Origin of the sequence: Pseudomonas anguilliseptica (genome assembly GCF_021375795.1) — a bacterium.
GTDB classification, from domain to species: Bacteria; Pseudomonadota; Gammaproteobacteria; order Pseudomonadales; family Pseudomonadaceae; genus Aquipseudomonas; species Aquipseudomonas anguilliseptica_A.
Genome location: NZ_JAEIOI010000001.1, coordinates 977,381 through 993,867, shown reverse-complemented (window position 1 = coordinate 993,867; position 16,487 = coordinate 977,381). Strand labels below are relative to the sequence as shown.

General features: G+C 62.3%; 18 protein-coding genes. 10 read left to right on the top strand and 8 right to left on the bottom strand.

The features are described 5' to 3' along the window. Nucleotides 1–12: 12 nt before the first annotated feature. Both IOD17_RS04540 and IOD17_RS04535 read right to left on the bottom strand, forming a co-directional pair. The gene (locus IOD17_RS04540) at nt 13–330 is read right to left on the bottom strand and encodes a GIY-YIG nuclease family protein (protein ID WP_233683895.1); all 318 of its coding nucleotides are present in this window, start codon (nt 328–330) and stop codon (nt 13–15) included. Nucleotides 331–368: 38 nt separating this feature from the next. Next, on the bottom strand, nt 369–839 hold the full coding sequence (locus tag IOD17_RS04535; RefSeq protein WP_233683894.1) for a nuclear transport factor 2 family protein: 471 nt from the start codon (nt 837–839) through the stop codon (nt 369–371). Nucleotides 840–958: 119 nt separating this feature from the next. Here IOD17_RS04535 and IOD17_RS04530 point away from each other — a divergent pair, with 119 nt between their 5' ends. The 6 genes from IOD17_RS04530 to IOD17_RS04505 all read left to right on the top strand — a co-directional run bounded on the left by IOD17_RS04530 (nt 959) and on the right by IOD17_RS04505 (nt 7,341). Further along, nucleotides 959–1,906 (top strand): GlxA family transcriptional regulator, encoded by a 948-nt coding sequence (locus IOD17_RS04530; RefSeq protein ID WP_233684516.1) that lies wholly within the window; start codon nt 959–961, stop codon nt 1,904–1,906. Between the two features lie 99 nt (nt 1,907–2,005). After that, on the top strand, nt 2,006–2,959 hold the full coding sequence (locus IOD17_RS04525; RefSeq protein WP_233683893.1) for an ornithine cyclodeaminase family protein: 954 nt from the start codon (nt 2,006–2,008) through the stop codon (nt 2,957–2,959). Continuing rightward, complete coding sequence (locus IOD17_RS04520) at nt 2,959–4,086, top strand: NAD(P)/FAD-dependent oxidoreductase (RefSeq protein ID WP_233683892.1); 1,128 nt, start codon at nt 2,959–2,961, stop codon at nt 4,084–4,086. The genes IOD17_RS04525 and IOD17_RS04520 overlap by 1 nt, the downstream gene beginning before the upstream one ends. 80 nt (nt 4,087–4,166) lie before the next feature. Then, entirely contained in the window at nt 4,167–4,799 is a 633-nt protein-coding gene (locus IOD17_RS04515; RefSeq protein ID WP_233683891.1) for a helix-turn-helix transcriptional regulator, read from the top strand. Between the two features lie 205 nt (nt 4,800–5,004). Continuing rightward, nucleotides 5,005–6,840 (top strand): sulfatase-like hydrolase/transferase, encoded by a 1,836-nt coding sequence (locus tag IOD17_RS04510; RefSeq protein WP_233683890.1) that lies wholly within the window; start codon nt 5,005–5,007, stop codon nt 6,838–6,840. A 69-nt stretch (nt 6,841–6,909) separates the two neighbouring features. Further along, nucleotides 6,910–7,341 carry a group II truncated hemoglobin gene (locus tag IOD17_RS04505; protein WP_233683889.1) on the top strand — a complete coding sequence of 144 codons (432 nt, stop codon included), beginning with the start codon at nt 6,910–6,912 and terminating at the stop codon, nt 7,339–7,341. Nucleotides 7,342–7,400: 59 nt separating this feature from the next. Here the strand turns inward: IOD17_RS04505 and IOD17_RS04500 are convergent, their stop codons facing one another. From IOD17_RS04500 to IOD17_RS04480, 5 genes are all read right to left on the bottom strand, one after another. Continuing rightward, nucleotides 7,401–8,177, bottom strand: coding sequence for an ABC transporter substrate-binding protein (locus tag IOD17_RS04500; RefSeq protein WP_233683888.1), 777 nt, complete (start codon nt 8,175–8,177; stop codon nt 7,401–7,403). A 277-nt stretch (nt 8,178–8,454) separates the two neighbouring features. After that, on the bottom strand, nt 8,455–8,913 hold the full coding sequence (gene moaE, locus IOD17_RS04495; RefSeq protein WP_233683887.1) for a molybdopterin synthase catalytic subunit MoaE: 459 nt from the start codon (nt 8,911–8,913) through the stop codon (nt 8,455–8,457). 46 nt (nt 8,914–8,959) lie between these two features. Then, nucleotides 8,960–9,202, bottom strand: coding sequence for a MoaD/ThiS family protein (locus tag IOD17_RS04490; protein ID WP_233683886.1), 243 nt, complete (start codon nt 9,200–9,202; stop codon nt 8,960–8,962). Beyond that, entirely contained in the window at nt 9,199–9,675 is a 477-nt protein-coding gene (gene moaC / locus IOD17_RS04485; protein WP_233683885.1) for a cyclic pyranopterin monophosphate synthase MoaC, read from the bottom strand. Before moaC ends, IOD17_RS04490 begins: the two co-directional genes overlap by 4 nt. Nucleotides 9,676–9,820: 145 nt before the next feature. Next, a complete protein-coding gene (locus tag IOD17_RS04480; protein ID WP_233683884.1) occupies nt 9,821–11,212 on the bottom strand; it encodes a PhoH family protein in 1,392 nt (463 codons plus the stop codon). A 566-nt stretch (nt 11,213–11,778) separates the two neighbouring features. Here IOD17_RS04480 and yaaA point away from each other — a divergent pair. From yaaA to IOD17_RS04460, 4 genes are read left to right on the top strand one after another with little or no spacing between them, the layout of a single operon-like run. Next, nucleotides 11,779–12,558, top strand: coding sequence for a peroxide stress protein YaaA (yaaA, locus tag IOD17_RS04475; protein WP_233683883.1), 780 nt, complete (start codon nt 11,779–11,781; stop codon nt 12,556–12,558). 3 nt (nt 12,559–12,561) lie between these two features. Continuing rightward, complete coding sequence (locus IOD17_RS04470; RefSeq protein ID WP_233683882.1) at nt 12,562–13,026, top strand: multidrug transporter; 465 nt, start codon at nt 12,562–12,564, stop codon at nt 13,024–13,026. A 34-nt stretch (nt 13,027–13,060) separates the two neighbouring features. Next, nucleotides 13,061–13,891, top strand: a complete 831-nt coding sequence (locus IOD17_RS04465) for an SDR family oxidoreductase (RefSeq protein WP_233683881.1) — start codon at nt 13,061–13,063, stop codon at nt 13,889–13,891. An 11-nt stretch (nt 13,892–13,902) separates the two neighbouring features. After that, nucleotides 13,903–14,286, top strand: coding sequence for a hypothetical protein (locus tag IOD17_RS04460; RefSeq protein ID WP_233683880.1), 384 nt, complete (start codon nt 13,903–13,905; stop codon nt 14,284–14,286). A 91-nt stretch (nt 14,287–14,377) separates the two neighbouring features. Here the strand turns inward: IOD17_RS04460 and IOD17_RS04455 are convergent, their stop codons facing one another. Next, on the bottom strand, nt 14,378–16,387 hold the full coding sequence (locus IOD17_RS04455; protein ID WP_233683879.1) for a peptidase U32 family protein: 2,010 nt from the start codon (nt 16,385–16,387) through the stop codon (nt 14,378–14,380). Nucleotides 16,388–16,487: the final 100 nt, after the last annotated feature.

The window sequence follows — 16,487 nt, the reverse complement described above, 5'->3', positions numbered from 1 at the left end:
CGGCCTACCCGCTTAGGCTGATGGTGCGTTATCAGTCGCAGCGATAACAGCAGCGGCGACCAGGGCTTCCTTGGCCGCCTTGCTCAGGGCCTTGACCGCGCGCTCCCGGCGCAGCGCCGCGCCTTTGCCGGCACAGGGCTCGATATACACCAAAGCCTGGGCCGGGCTTACGTGGAAAAAGCGCGCGCCCTTACCGCTCTGATGCTTGGCAAAGCGTTTGTGTGGATCATCGCTGATGCCGCAGTACAACGCGCCATTGGCCGCACGCACCAGATAGACGAACCAGGGCTTGTCGGCTACGGAACTTGCAACAGGAGTCGCGTCAGGCATAACGAAGGCAGGTAAACCGGCAGAGAAGGCCGCCGAGCTTAACGACTCTTCTGGAAAGCTGCTAAGCCTTTACCGGCCTGCTGGCGAATGGCGTTCTGCACAAAGGGTGTCCAGCCCAGCAGCAGGCCCTTGATACCCAGCGCCTGACCGGCCCAGCGCCACAGGTCGAAATGATCGCGGTGCTCAGCGATCTTGCCATCACGGAAGCGGAAGCTGGCTTCGATGTGGTTGACCACCTGATTACCGGTCTGGCTGAAGGTGTAAGTCGCCACCCAGCGCGCCTTGCCGGAGTGCTCATCGGCGGTCACGCCATCAAAGGTCAGGGAAAAACCCTGGGCTTTGGCACAGAGCATGCGCCACATATCACCAGCCGCCGCACCACGCAGATCGGTAAACACCGGGTCGCTGAACTGCACATCCTCGCTGTAACAGCTGGCCATGGTCTCGGCATCCAGCTGCTGGAAGGCCTGGTAGAAACGAGTGATCAGGGCGGCGTTGGGGTGAGTCATCGGGCGAACTCCGGTAGGGGACGTGCGAGCAGTATTGTCGCTAAACCGCCATCGCGCGATTGGCGCAAAAGACAACTTTGTGTCAATAATCGCCAAAACCCATCACATCTGAGCACGTCATATTGAAGATTGCCCTGTATGTCTGCCCGCAAACCGTGTGTTCCAGCCTGAGCATGGCCATGGATGCGTTTGTCCTGGCCAACCGCCTGGCCGGACAACGGCTGTTTGAATTACAGCGCGTCAGCCTGGACGGCAACGCGGTTGATCTGGGCTTTGCGCAGATTCAGGTCGATGGCGATCTGAGCCTGGCTGAAGAGGCCGACCTGATTCTGCTCGCCGCCAGCGGCAGCGCCATCGACACCACCCTGAGCGATAACGCCGCCCTGCTGCCCTGGCTGGCGCAACGCGCGCCCACCCAACAACTGGCCAGCCTGTGCAGCAGCGCCTTTCTCCTGGCCGCTGCCGGCGTGCTCGACGGTCGCAGCGCCACTACCCACTGGGCACTGGCCAGCCAGTTCCGCCAGCGCTTCCCGCAGGTCAATCTGCAGATCGAGCAACTGGTCTGCGAGGATGGCCGCCTGCTCAGCTCCGGTGGGGCGCACGCCGGGCTTGATCTGTGTCTGCACCTGATCCGCCAGCATGCCGGTGACGCACTGGCGCAACAGGCAGCCAATACGTTGGTGTTCGACAGTCAGCGCGGCCAGCAGTCACGCTTTGCCCCGCTGCTGCCAGCGCCCAGCAAGGATTGCCAGCTCGCGTCCGTGTTGCAGTGGCTACACCGTCATCACAGCGAAGCCATCGACCTCAACCGCCTGGCCGCTGAAGCCAACTGCTCATCGCGCACTTTGCTGCGGCGCTTCAAGGCCAGCACCGGGCTGACACCTAATGACTACCTGCAACGCGTGCGCATCAGCGCCGCGCAGCGCGCCCTGCGCAGCCCGGCGTCGCTGGAGCAGATCGCCGAGCAGGTCGGTTATGCCGACCGCGCCACCTTTGCCAAGCTGTTCAAACAGCTCTGCGGGGAAAGCCCAGGGGCGTTTCGCAAGCGCTTACGTCAGGCCCACTGAACGTCGCCACCGCGTATCAAGATGCCGCGTCAGCGCTTGTCGAAAAATACCATAAAGTCCAAAATGGATTTAATTGTTTAATTCGTTGCGGAGCCGCCCATGCCGACCACCCCTTATGTGCTGGATAAAACCGCTGCCGAACAGCTGCTGGCCCAGGTTGATGTGCACCAGGCCATGGTCGCGATGTTCCGCGAGCTGGCCGCCGGCCATGCGGTGCAGCCCGCGCAGCAGCTGGTGGAGTTCCCCAGCGGAGCTGGCGACTTTATCAACTACCTGGGCGTACTCGCCGGGGCCGGCGTTTACGGGGTGAAAACCTCGCCCTATATCGTCCGCGAGCAAGGCCCGCTGATTACTGCGTGGACCCTGCTAATGTCGATGCAAAGCGGCCAGCCATTGCTGCTCTGTGATGCCGGCAGCCTGACCACCGCGCGCACCGCTGCCACTACCGCAGTGGCCGTGGATGCTCTAGCCGCGCCCAAGGCCAGCCACCTAGCGGTGATCGGCAGCGGCGCCGTAGCGCAAGCGCATGTGCACTACGCCAAACACCTGCGTCCCTGGCAGAGCATCCGCCTTTACTCACCAGGCCTGGCCGGCAAAACCGGCGCGCAGCTGCTGCAACTGCAGCAACTCGATCTGCGTGTTCAGCTGTGCGCCAGCCAGACCGAGGCCCTGCGCGATGCCGACGTGGTGATGCTCTGCACCTCGTCGGCAAAACCGCTGCTCGACCCCACCGAGCTGGATAAACCGGCGCTGATCACCTCAATCAGCACCAACGCGCCGCGCGCCCATGAAGTAACGCCCGCCAGCCTGTTGAATATGGATGTCTACTGCGACTACCGCGCCACCACACCAAACAGCGCCGGGGAAATGTGCCTGGCCAGCGAGCTGGGCTGGAACCGCGCGGACATCCGTGGCGACCTGGCCGAACTGCTCAGCGGCCAGGCCCAGCGCCCGGACTACCAGCGCCATGCTTTCTTCCGCTCGATCGGCCTGGGCCTGGAAGATGTCGCCCTGGCCCACGCGCTGTACCAGCTCAAGCAGGAGGCCTGCTGATGCACCAGGCGGATTACCTGATCATCGGCGCGGGTATCGCCGGCGCCTCCACCGGCTACTTTCTCGCCGCCTATGGCAAAACCATTCTGCTCGAGCGCGAGCAGCTGCCCGGTTATCACTCCACCGGCCGCTCCGCCGCGCTCTACACCGTGGCCTACGGCACGCCGCAGGTGCGCGCCCTGACCGCCGCCAGCCGCGCGTTCTATGACGCGCCGCCGGCCGGCTTTGCCGAGCACCCGCTACTGACCCCGCGCGGTGAGCTGGTGGTGGACTTCACGGGTGATGCCGCCGAGCTGCAACGCCAGTTCGACAGCGGCAAAGCCAGCGTGGCGGAAATGCGCCTGCTCAGCGCCGACGAAGCCTGCGCCCTGGTGCCCGTGTTGCGCCACGACAAGGTGCAGGCCGCCATGCTCGACCCCAGCGCCGCCGATATCGACACCGACGCCCTGCACCAGGGCTACCTGCGCGGCATTCGCCAGCAGGGCGGGGAAATCCACACTAGTTGCGAAGTGCTGCGCATCCAGCGCGATGGTGACGCCTGGCGAGTGGACTGCGGCAGCGCGCAATACCGCGCCAAGACGCTGATCAACGCCGCCGGCGGTTGGTGCGACCAGATTGCCGCCCTGGCTGGCGTGGCGCCCATTGGTTTGATCCCCAAACGTCGTGCGGCTTTCACTTTTAGTGGACCGGAAGGCCTCGACTGCCACGCCTGGCCCTGCGTGGTCAGCCTGGACGAATCCTTCTACTTCAAGCCCGACGCCGGCCTGCTGCTCGGCTCACCCGCCAACGCCGACCCGGTCGAGCCCCACGATGTCCAGCCGGAAGAGCTGGATATCGCCTTAGGTATCTACCAGATCGAGGAACACACCAGCCTGAGCATTCGTCGCCCTGCGCACACCTGGGCTGGCCTACGCTCCTTCGTCGCCGATGGCGATCTGGTCGGCGGCTTCGACCCGCAGATGGCGGGCTTCTTCTGGGTGGCCGCGCAAGGCGGTTACGGCATCCAGACCTCGGCGGCCATGGGCATGGCCTGTGCGGCTCTGGCCCGTGGTGAGCCGCTACCCGAGCACCTGCGCCAATTTGGCCTGACCGAGGCCATGCTCTCACCATCCCGCCTGGCTAAATAGCCGCCCGCAGCGCCCGAGGTGACGCCTCGGGCGCTTTGCGGCACACTTCCAACGCCTCCCAAGCCCGAAGAGTTAGCCGCATGACGCCGCCCCGCCCTGCCCCCGAGCTGGACAACTACCGCACCATCGCCGACGCTATCGCCACGCTGTTCTTCCCCCATGCCGAAGTGGTGCTGCACGACCTGCGCACGCAGAAAGTCGACTACATCGCCAACAACATCTCCAAACGGGTGATCGGCGATGACGCGGCACTGGAAGACATGCTCAGCGGCGACGTCGACGAACGCACCATCGGCCCTTACGAAAAGCTCAACTGGGACGGCCAGAAGATTCGCTCGGTCAGCAGCGTGCTACGCGACGCCGCCGGCACCCCCATCGCGGTGCTGTGCATCAACCTGAATATTTCGCTGTTCGAAACCGCCAAGCAGGCGCTGGATCTGTTTCTTTCCTCCAGCAAACTGGTGCCGCAGCCCGACGCGCTGTTTCGCGACGACTGGCAGGAGCGCATCAACACCTTCCTGCACAGCTGGCTACGCCAGCGCCAGCTCGGCCTCAACCTGCTGACCCGCGAACACAAACGAGAACTGGTCGAAGCCCTGCACGCCGAAGGCGCGTTCAAAGGCAAAAGCGCCGCCAACTATGTGGCCAACGTACTGAATATGGGCCGCGCAACGGTGTACAAACACCTCAAAGAGATCAAGGGCGAGGCCTGAGCCCGCCCATCCGGGAAAAACTGCCGGGCAGCACTATTCCCGCTATTCATCCCTCCCAGCACTCGATCCCCCCCTTTACGGTCTGCTGCTCGACGGCGCCCTTGCCACCTCAGCGCAACATTTAAGCCGCAGTTAAGCCAAGGCTGTTTTCCTTAGCCCCCGCCTTTGTGCGCCTTTCTTCCTGTTGCCCTTGCAAGGACTGTCCATGCCCCTCGCCGCATCGCGTCGCCCTTATGCCGCCTATTGGCTTCTAACCTGGCTGGCTGCCGCCCTGAACCTGGGACGCTTCTTTGATCTGGCCGCACCGTCATGGCTGCTGCTCTATCAACTGCTGCTGATCGGCAGCTATGCCTTGCTGTTTATCGCCCCCGCCTGGGCCATCACGCGCCTGCTGCTGCGCGTTTCAGGCAAAGCCGCCGCAGTGCTGGCGATTGTGCTGGCGGGTATGGTGCAACTGGCGCTGTATGGCGACCATCTGCTCTGGCAGCTCTATGGCTTCCATCTCAACGGTTTTGTCTGGAACATCATCACCACGCCAGGCGGGATTGCGGCGCTGGGCTCCTCAGCCTCCACTGAGCGCGACGTAGCCCTGCTGGCAGCAGGCATCTTTGCCCTGCAGGCGCTGCTGCTGGCCGCCGCCCATGGCCTGGCGCGTCTGGGCCTGCCGTTGCCACGACTGGTCTGGGTGTTGCCGCTGTTTATCCTGCTCACCCTGGGTGAACGGATCAGCTACGGCGTCAGCCATTTCTACGGCTACAGCCCATTGTTGGAAAACGCCCAACGCGTGCCCTTCTACCAACCGCTGACCATGCGTCGTGTACTGGAGCGGCAGTTTGGCCTGCAGCGGCCACAACGCATGGAGGTCGCCAGTGCCGACCTGCAAGGTCAACTGCACTACCCGCAAGCCCCGCTGCGCATCGAACCACCAGCCAAGCCGCTGAATATCGTCTGGCTGGTGGCCGAATCCTGGCGCGCCGACAGTCTCAACCCTGAGGTAATGCCGCAGACGCACGCCTTCGCCCAGCGCGCTCAGCATTTCGCCAGCCACTACTCCGGCGGCAACGGCACGCGCATCGGCATGTTCAGCCAGTTCTACAGCCTGCCGGCGAACCTCTGGTTCCCGGTGCTCGACGCCCGTGTTGGCAGCCCGCTGATCGATGTGCTGCAACAGCAGAACTACCAGATCCAGCTGCTGACCAGCGCCCGCTTCAGCTATCCGGAATTCGACAAGACCCTGTTCGTCAATGTGCCGCGTGAGCAGATGGTCGAGGATGACCAGGGCCATACCTGGGAGCGCGACCGGCGCAACGTGGACCGGCTGCTGAAGTTCGTCGACCAGCGCGATCCCAACAAGCCGTTTATGACCTTCCTGTTCTTCGAGTCACCGCACGCCAACTACAACTTCCCGCAAGAGTCGGTGATCAAACCGGACTATCTGCCGGATTTCAGCTACGCCAGCATGGACCTGCAGCGTGACATCGGCGGCATCTACAACCGCTACCTCAACGCGGTGCACCACCTGGACAGCCAGTTGGCGCGCGTCACCGAACACCTGGAAAAGAATAGCCTGCTGGACAACACCCTGGTGGTGATCACCGGCGACCATGGCGAGGAGTTCATGGAGCAAGGCCGCTGGGGCCACAACTCCACCTTCGTCGACGAGCAGGTGCGGGTGCCGCTGGTACTCTGGGTGCCCGGCCGCGCGGCGCACAAGGAAAGCCTGCGCACCAGCCACAGCGACCTGCTACCCACCCTGCTGCCGCTGCTCGGGGTGAAAAATCCACACCAGGACTACTCAATCGGTCGCAGCCTGTTCGATGCCAAACCCGGCCGACTGCTGCTGGCCGGCGACTGGGATCGCCTGGCCTTCCTCGGCGACCAGTACAAGGTGGTGCTGCCGTTTACCAGCGGCAGCTTTACCGCCCTGCAAGCCACCAAGGCTGACGACAGCCTGCTGCCAGACAGCAGCCAGGTGTTGCAGAGCAAGCTGCCACTGATCCAGAGTGAAATTCGCAGCCTGCGCCGCTTTCTCGCCCACTGATCACCCTGGCCGAAGCGGCCCTGATCCGGCGCGCCGTTATACTGCGCGCTTTGCTCAGAGGCGCAGACGATGCAACAGACAGCGGTGTACGGTGTGGGCGATGCGTCCTATCAGGCAGCGGGCGGCATCGAAGGCTTACGGCGCCTGGTGGCAGACTTCTACCGTTTGATGAATGAACTGCCCGAAGCCCGGGCGCTGCGTCAGTTGCACGGCGAAAATCTGGCGCTGGCAAGTGACAAGCTGGCCTGTTTTCTCAGTGGCTGGCTCGGCGGGCCCAAGCTGTTCAGCGAGCAGTATGGCGCCATTGCCATCCCCAGCTTTCACGCCCAGTGGCCGATAGACGAAGCCCTGAGCCAGAGCTGGCTGAACTGCATGGCCCAGGCCATCGCCCTGCAGCCCTACGATCCGGCATTTGCCGACTACCTGCTGACCCAGCTGCGCGTGCCGGCCCAGCGGATCGTGCAGGCCAGTCGCAACCGCCATGGCACTGCCGGCCAATAGCGCAGCGCAAAACAGCAAGGCCGCGCAATGCGCGGCCTTGCTCCCTTCGCTGTCGCGGCTCAGTCGCCGTAGATATCGAAGGTGAAGTACTTGTCCTGAATCTTCTGGTACTCGCCGCTGGCGCGAATAGCCTGGATGGCGGCATTCAGCTTGCCGAGCAGTTCAGCGTCGCCCTTGCGCACGGCGATACCGGCGCCTTCACCGAAGTACTTCGGATCGGTAAACGCCGGGCCGACGAAGGCAAATCCCTTGCCGTTAGCGGTTTTCAGAAAGCCCTCATCGACCGGAATGGCGTCGGCCAGGGTGCCGTCCAGGCGCGCGGAAATCAGGTCCAGGTAGATCTCGTTCTGCGAGCTGTAGCGCACCACTTCAACCCCTTGCGCAGCCAGCACTTCGCTGGCGAAGCGGTCGGTGGTGGTCGAGCGTTGCACACCGATGCGCTTGCCTTTGAGGTTGCTGAAATCAGCGGCGACTTCACTGCCGGCCTTCATCACCAGGCGTGCCGGGCTGTAGTAGTACTTGCCGGTGAAGTCCACCGATTTACGCCGGTCATCGGTGATGGTCATGGACGACAGGATGGCGTCGACCTTTTTCACCTTGAGCGAGGGGATCAGGCCATCGAACTCCTGCTCGACCCATTGGCACTCGGTCTTCATCTCAGCGCACAGAGCGTTGCCGATGTCCACATCAAAGCCGGCGATCTGCCCGCTGGCTTCTTTATAGGCAAAAGGTGGATAGGCAGCCTCGATACCCAGGCGCAGGGGTTTGTCTGCGGCGAACAGGCTGGATGCAATCAGGCTCAGGGCGATGCCGCCCGCCAGAACGATTTTCTTCATTGTGCGGATTCCTGCTGAGGGAGTGACAGGCCCACGTCACCTGGCATTGCTGCGCAGATTGAGCGGGCAACGACGGTTGCTGCAAGACAGAAGAAAGGCGCATCAGGTGTGCTCCTGAGCGAAAAGCGATGGCTGGGTAGCACGCGTGGACGGGTCATTTGCCAGTCTCGATTTATACTTTAAATTCCATACTGGACTTATATGTATAAATCGTCAACCGGGCAACAGTCAGCGCTGCGACTGAAGAATCAGTGCAGGCGACCTGGGCAAAAGGTGTTTAGGACTGCTGTTTCCAGCGCTCAGCCGCAGCCTGATCGGAGCAGCGCCCTTCGACCCAGCGCGGGCCTTCGGCGGTGTCTTCCTTCTTCCAGAACGGCGCGCGGGTTTTCAGGTAGTCCATGACAAAGTTGCAGGCATCGAACGCCGCCTGACGGTGAGCGCTGGTGGTGCCAACGAAGACAATCGGCTCACCCGGTTCCAGACGGCCAATGCGGTGAATCACCTCAATGCCCAGCAGCGGCCAGCGCTGCATGGCTTCCTCGGCAATCTTGCCCAGGGCCTTCTCGGTCATACCGGGAAAGTGTTCGAGAAACATGCCGCCGACTTCGCGCCCCTCGTTGAAGTCGCGCACATAGCCGACAAAACTGACCACCGCGCCGATACCCAGGTTGGCGGCATGCAAGGCGTTAAGCTCAACGCCCGGATCGAAGGGTTGCGACTGAACGCGAATGCTCATGCAGAGGCTCTCTGTGGGAGGGGCTTTAGCCGCGACGACAACCGGCTCAACCGCCGGTTACGGTAGGAAAGAACGCCACTTCATCACCGGCTGTCAGCGGCTCATCCAGGCTGCACAGCTCCTGATTGCGCGCACACATCAGGTTCTGCTCGGCCAGCACTTCCCACACACCTCCGCGCGCCAGCAGGTGTTGGCGCAACTGATCGAGGCTGGCGAACTCCGCGTTCAGCTGCTCACCGTCCAGGCCGAGGGCTTCACGGTAACGGGCGAAATACTGCACGCGAATCATGCTTCTTCCCCTGCTACAAAGTGTCCACTTTTGCCGCCGACCTTCTCCAGCAGACGCACGTTTTCGATCACCATGCCGCGATCCACCGCCTTGCACATGTCGTAAATGGTCAACGCGGCAACACTGGCGGCGGTCAGGGCTTCCATCTCCACCCCGGTCTGCCCGGTCAGCTTGCAGCGCGCGGTGATGCGCACGGCATCCGCGCCCTCAGGCGTCAGCTCGACCTTGACGCTGGTGAGCATCAGCGGGTGGCACAGCGGAATCAGGTCGCTGGTTTTCTTCGCCGCCTGAATACCGGCGATACGAGCCACAGCGAACACATCGCCCTTGGGGTGATCACCCTGGGCAATCATCTGCAGGGTTTCCGGGCGCATGCGCACCAGGGCTTCAGCCACGGCCTCACGGACGGTCTGCGCTTTGTCGCTAACGTCGACCATGTTGGCGCGGCCTTGGGAATCGAGATGGGTTAACACAGACAGGCTCCGGGCAAGTGTCCGGCGATTGTAAACCCACGGGTCAGGTTTCGGCACCTGTGAATGCCGGGGGATTCAGACGGGAGGTTACGAGAACACCCGGCCCAGCAGCCGTAACAGCCTGCTGGGCGAGTGTAAGTGAGGTTTACATATGGGTTTCGGCGTACTCGGCGAGGATCGAGCGCGGCACACCCTGCAGGGTGATATGCACGCCATGCTCGAAGTCTTTAAAGCGCTCCGTCAGGTAGGTCAGGCCCGAACTGGGTGCTGACAGGTAAGGGGTATCGATCTGCGCCAGGTTACCCAGGCACACCACTTTGGAACCGCTGCCGGCACGGGTGATGATGGTTTTCATCTGGTGCGGGGTCAGGTTCTGGCATTCGTCGATAAGGATCAGGCTCTGCTGGAAGCTGCGACCGCGGATGTAGTTGAGGGATTTGAACTGCAGCGGGACCTTTTGCAGGATGTAGTCGACGCTACCATGGGTGTTCTCGTCGTCCATATGCAGGGCTTCGAGGTTGTCGGTAATCGCGCCGAGCCAGGGCTCCATCTTCTCGGCTTCGGTGCCAGGCAGAAAGCCGATCTCCTGATCCAGCCCCTGCACGCTACGAGTGGCGATAATCCGGCGGTAACGCTTGCTGACCATGGTCTGTTCGATGGCCGCCGCCAGGGCCAGGATGGTTTTCCCCGAGCCGGCTGCGCCGGACAGGTTGACCAGATGGATGTCCGGATCCAGCAGGGCAAACAGCGCCAATGACTGGTAGATATCCCGAGGGCGCAGGCCCCAGGCTTCCTGGTGCATCAGGGGTTCCTGATGCATGTCGAGAATCATCAGCTCGCCATGTTTGATGCCCTTGATCCAGCCAACAAAGCCCTGCTCGTCGAGGATGAACTCGTTGACGTGCACCGCCGGCAGGTTGTCGGTGAGCTGCACGCGGTGCCAGGTACGGCCGTGATCCTGGCGGGTTTCCACCTTGTTCACGCGGTCCCAGAAGGAGCCGTCCATGTTGTGATAACCCTGCGACAGCAGCGACACGTCGTCGACCAGCTGGTCGGTGTGGTAATCCTCCGAATCGATGCCACAGGCCCGCGCCTTGAGGCGCATGTTGATGTCTTTGGTCACCAGCACCACGTTGAGGCCGGGGCGACGGGACTTCAGCTCGACCAACTGGTTGATGATCTTGTTGTCGTTGAGGTCTTCCGGCAGCCACGTTACCGGGGCGGCGCTTTTGCTCATAAGGATGGAGAGAAAGCCGCAAGGGCCGCTCTTCTCACGCTGGATGGCGACGCCGTGCTCCACTTCCTCCGGGTTGGCGCTGCCGAGAATCTTGTCGATCAGGCGGATGGCCTGGCGGCACTCGGCGGCCACGCCCTGTTTGCCGGTTTTAAGCTTGTCCAGTTCCTCCAGTACGGTCATCGGAATGGCAACGTGATGCTCCTGAAAATTCAGCAGCGCGTTGGGATCGTGGATCAGCACATTGGTGTCGAGGGCGTACAGGGTTGGGGCGGTGGGCTTGGAGCGTCCGTGGTCATCCATACTCGGTCACCTTCTTGTAGTAGCCAAGCGGCGCAGGGGCGAGTGCGCCGCGGAGGGGCCGCCGACTCCTCAGTGCCGGGGCTGAGAAGGATGCAAGCAAGGTGAGGGCCAATGGCCGCCACCTGTCTGCAGGGTTCGGCGGTCTTGCCTTTTAATTACTCCAATTCAGATGACAGAAAAACGTTTTTTTCAGGATTTGCAGGTTTATTTATCGGTGCGACAAATAGCGCTTGGCGGTCTGCCCGAGCGCCGTTAAAGTCGGAAGTCCTACCGGTTTTCGGCCTGTTCGGTTTTTTCCTTCCGCAACGCCCTAGCCTCTCTTGCTCTGCCCTGCACAGCCTTTCAGTACAAGCCTGCACGCCCCAGTAACGGTGCCAGCTGATTCGCCTTACGCTCGCAGTCAGGCCGGCTCACCGCATATATCGCTGATGAGCCTCAGGCTGCGCCAACGCGGTGCAAGTACGCGCAATAACAGGGCTCGAATCGGCTGAGCTAATCACCCTTATAGGTAGTCTCAGCCGCCGCCAGCTTCTAGAATCGCCGCAGACTTTCAGGAGCACAATTTTATGTTGATGGTGATTTCCCCGGCCAAGACCCTCGATTACGAGACGCCGCCCGTAACCCCGCGCTTTACCCAACCGGAACACCTCGACCACGCCCAGGACTTGATCCAGCAACTGCGCGACTTCACCCCGGCGCAGATCGCAGAGCTGATGCACCTCTCGGACAAACTCGCCGGCCTCAATGCCGCGCGCTTTGGCAGCTGGGAGCGGCCGTTCAATCCGTCCAACGCCAAGCAGGCGCTGCTGGCGTTCAAGGGTGACGTGTACACCGGGCTTAACGCCGAGGATTTCAGCGAAGCCGACTTTGACTTCGCGCAAACCCACCTGCGCATGCTCTCCGGCCTGTATGGCGTACTGCGCCCGCTCGACCTGATGCAGGCCTATCGCCTGGAAATGGGCAGCAAACTGGCCAACCCGCGCGGCAAGGATCTCTATGCTTTCTGGGGTGAACGCATCAGCGGCTGGCTGAATGAGGCGCTGGCTGCGCAGGGCGACGACGTGCTGCTCAACCTGGCATCCAACGAATACTTCGGCGCGGTAAAACGCAAAGCGCTGAATGCGCGGGTGATCGACACCGAGTTCAAGGACCTGAAAAACGGCCAGTACAAGATCATCAGTTTCTACGCGAAAAAAGCCCGTGGCCTGATGGCGCGCTATGTGATCAAGGAGCGGCTGACCGACCCCGCCAGCCTCAAGGATTTCAACTACCAGGGCTATCGCTATTCGGCCGAGCACTCCAAGGCTGATAGTCTGGTATTTCTACGCGACACTCCCGAGGCCTGAGTGATGCTGATAGGCGCAATTCTGGTACTGAGCTGGTTGATCCTGCTGATCCGCTACCCGAGCAAGGCGCTGCCGATCTCCCTCGCGGCGCTGATCGGCCTCGGCCTGGTCGCCAGTTGGGTGCTCTGGCAGGAAAGCCGCGAGAATCGCCACCTGGCTCACCTCGAACTGCGCCTCGATTACGCCCCGCAGCGCTGCCCGGCAGATCGTCCGTTGGCCCTGAACCTGAAGAACGGCAGTGAAGCTGCACTGCTTGAGCTGCACTGGCAGATCACCGCCTACCGCCCCGGCGACAGCGTTAACCTGGCCGAACGTCTGTATGAAGCCCCACGTTACAGCGGCCCCGGCGAATTGCTGCCTGGCGCCGACTGGCAAACCTGCCTGCCACTGCCAACCCTGCGCAGCGGTTATCGCGCCAGCACATTAGAATTTCGCGCTGAACGCCTACAAGGCAGCTTTAGCCGCTGATATTTGCCCCCATTAGAACAACAAGGAAAGCTGCATGACCCAGCCCAGCGTACTGATCACCGGATGTTCCAGCGGCATTGGCCGCGCCCTGGCCGAGGTGTTCCAGCAGGCCGGTTATCAGGTCTGGGCCACCGCGCGCAAAGCCGATGACCTGGCTGCCCTCAGTGCAGCTGGCTTCAACGCCGTGCAACTGGATGTCAACGATGGCCTGGGCCTGGGACAACTGGCCGAACGCCTGAAAGCGGAAATCGGCGGCCTCGACGTGTTGATCAACAACGCTGGTTACGGCGCCATGGGCCCGCTACTCGATGGCGGTGTGGAGGCCATGCGCAAGCAGTTTGAAACCAACGTGTTCTCGCTGATCGGCGTGACCCGCGCGCTGTTCCCGTTGCTGCGCCAGAACAAAGGCCTGGTGGTGAATATCGGCAGTGTCTCCGGCGTGCTGGTCACCCCGTTTGCCGGCGCCTACTGTGCCTCCAAGGCCGCCGTGCATGCCCTGACTGACGCCCTGCGCCTGGAGCTGGCGCCCTTCGCCATCGAGGTGATGGAAGTTCAGCCCGGCGCGATTGCTTCCAGCTTCGGCGCCAACGCCAGCCAGCAGGCCGAGCAACTGATCGACGAAGCCTCGCCCTGGTGGCCGATTCGCGACGGTATCCGCGCCCGCGCCAACGCCTCGCAGGACAACCCCACCCCAGCCAACCACTTCGCCCGCAACCTGCTCGCCGCCGTACAGAGCAAATCCCGACCGAACCTGCTGCGCCTGGGCAATGGCAGCCGCAGCCTGCCGCTGCTCGCAGCGCTGCTGCCTAAACGCCTGCTCGAGGCCGTGCTGAAAAAACGCTTCGGCCTTAATCGCAGCCTGTAGGAGCACACCTGATGCACGAGCCAACCCCCAACAGCGTCGCGGTCACCCGTCTGGCGCTTGGCGGCGTGCTGGCGGTTATCGTGCTCAACCTGCTGCTGCGCACCTTCGTCAAACTCGGCGGGCTGTTGACCACCGTACTGATCGCCGCCCTGGTCGCCAGCGGCATGACCCTGTGGTTTACCTGGCGCAACCGCCGCGCGCCCCTGCAAGGCGAACGTCGCCGCTTGGTGGCGCTGTATGGCGGCATCCTGGCGCTGCTCTACCTGGGGTTACTGGCCATGATGGCGTGGAAGGATGACCCCAGCCCCATGGGGCTGCTGATCTTTGGCCTGCATTATTTCTGCTATCCGTTATTGGCCTGGCTGTTTCTCAGCAAACTGCACAGCCGTCAGTAACGCTGCAGAGCATCTCGCTATCAGCCCATCGGATGGGTATCGCTGCGCTTAACCTGCGCGGCACGCCCCATCCTACGAGTGCCGTTCTGCCCTAGCGCTTGATGGTCTTGAGCAGATCATCCGGAGTGATATAGCCCACCGTACCGCCCTGGCTTGCCGCGCTGCCCGGTTGCGGCTGATGCAGGATATGGCCCTTCATCTTGCCGATGATGTGCATCTCGCAGGGTTTGCAATCGAACTTCAGGGTCAGCACTTCGTCCTGATGGATCAGCTGCATATCCGAGACCTTAGTGCGTACGCCGGTGACGCCCTTGGCCTGTTTCGGGCACAGTTTGAAGGAGAAGCGCAGGCAGTGCTTGGTGATCATCACCGGCACGTCTCCCGCCTCTTCATGGGCCTCGTAGGCAGCGTCGATCAGCTGCACGCCATAACGCTTGTAGAAGGTGCGCGCCTTGTCGTTGTAGACGTTGGCGAGGAAGGTCAGGTGCGACTCCGGGTACACCGGCGCAGGCACGCTGACCGGTTTGCGCCCGCCACGCGGGTGAGCGGCGACGCGAGCCTGGGTCAGCGCCTCGATGGCTTCGCGGCGTAAGGCCTTGAGTTGCGAGCCAGGCACAAACGGCACGGCCTCACAGTCAATCTGCACGCCGGTGCTGAAGTAGATGGTGGTGCCCAGTTTGCTCAGGCCATCGGCCAGTTGCTCACGGGCTTGCTCGGCATCCTTGGCGGCGGCGAACGGCCCGGCCAGGCTAATGCGGGCGCTGATGCCCTCTTCACTGGTGACGCTCAGGTTCAACTGATCGCCCTGCACGGCCAGCTGCCAGCTGACGGCGATACGCCGCTCGGCCGAGGTCTTGAGCAGAGCCTGCTGCCAGTTGTGGTCGAGGTTGCGGTTAAGCGGGTGCTGCGGGCGCACGCGGTGCATGGCTTCGGGCATCTCGTTGGGCTCGACGCGGTAGCGGTAGCGCTTCTCGCCGTCTTCTTCGCCGTCTTCGGTGAAGCTGCCTTTCAGCTCGCAGATATTGGCGCGAAAACCTACCACTTCACGCTTGATCAGCACGTTCAGGCCATCGCCGTTGGACAGCGGCGTGTCGGTGACGGCGATCAGGTCGCGTTTGCCGACTTTCTCCACATAGCCAACCGAGAGCCCGGTAAAGGTCGGCGAGTCGAACGCGCCGATATCCACCTTGCGGTCGGTGACGAAATAATCGGTGCTGCCGCGGTGGAAGGTCTTGTCGGTGTCCGGGGTGAAGAAGTGCTCGGTACGCCCGCTGGCGGCGCGGGCCAGGTGCGGGCGCTGTTCGAGAATCGCATCCAGCTCGCGGCGGTAGTGCGCGGTGATGTTCTTCACGTAGCTCATGTCCTTGTAGCGCCCTTCGATCTTGAACGAGCGCACGCCAGCATCGACCAGATGAATCAGGTTATCGGTCTGGTTGTTGTCCTTCATCGACAGCAGGTGCTTGTCATAGGCCACCACGCGGCCCTGATCATCTTTCAGGGTGTAGGGCAGGCGGCAGGCTTGCGAGCAGTCGCCCCGGTTGGCGCTGCGCCCGGTCTGCGCATGGGAGATATTGCACTGCCCGGAGAAGGCCACGCACAGCGCGCCGTGGATAAAGAACTCGACCGCCGAATCGACGTTGCGGCAGATGGTGTTGATCTCTTGCAGGTTCAGCTCGCGAGCCAGCACCAGCTGGGAGAAGCCGGCGTTGTCGAGGAAGCGGGCTTTCTCCAGGGTGCGGATATCGCACTGGGTGCTGGCGTGGATCTCGATAGGCGGCAGGTCCATTTCCATCACGCCCATGTCCTGCACTATCAGCGCATCCACGCCAGCCTCATACAGCTGGCAGATCATCTGCCGCGCCGGCTCCAGCTCATCCTCATGCAGGATGGTGTTGAGGGTGACAAACACCCGCGCATGGAACAGATGGGCAAACTGCACCAGCTCGGCAATGTCCGCCACGCTATTGCTGGCGTTGTGCCGCGCACCGAAGCTGGGGCCGCCGATATACACGGCATCGGCGCCGTGCAGGATGGCTTCCTTGGCAATCGCGGTATCGCGCGCCGGGCTTAACAGTTCGAGGTGGTGCTTGGGCAGGGACATGGCGTGGGTATCGGGCAGTCAATCAGGGCGAGCATTTTACTCGCAATAGCGGATTTGTCTGTGCCCGCTTGGCAGCCGCACAACAACTGTATAGGCATAC